Below are 264 nucleotides of genomic sequence, written 5' to 3'. Positions count from 1 at the left end.
ACCCGCATGAGTAGTTTAGTGGTGCGAATTGACGACCCTTACGGTTTAAAAAGCAAACAACCAGCAATTAAATTTGGCAGCTACGTACAGGTAAGATTTGCAGGCGCTATGCTCAGTAACATTTACCGTTTACCGCAAGCATTAGTGAATAATCAAACGGTATGGATAGTAAATGAGCAGCAGCAACTTGAGCCGCGCAAAGTAACGGTTATTAGAGAAGAAGGTGAGTTTTTTTATATTAACAGCGGTTTAAATGCAGACGAT

At 40.9% G+C, this 264-nt stretch carries 1 protein-coding gene; it reads left to right on the top strand.

Annotation, left to right across the window (positions count from 1 at the left end; genetic code table 11):
* Positions 1 to 264, top strand: a 264-nt coding sequence (locus AAEY62_RS22940) for a permuted SH3 domain-containing protein (protein ID WP_502935558.1), incomplete at both ends; no start/stop codon positions are given.

Source organism: Pseudoalteromonas sp. GW168-MNA-CIBAN-0100, assembly GCF_040309225.1.
In the GTDB taxonomy this organism is placed as follows: domain Bacteria; phylum Pseudomonadota; class Gammaproteobacteria; order Enterobacterales; family Alteromonadaceae; genus Pseudoalteromonas; species Pseudoalteromonas arctica.
Note: the sequence above shows the minus strand (reverse complement) of the source record. Positions and strands in the feature narration are given on the sequence as shown.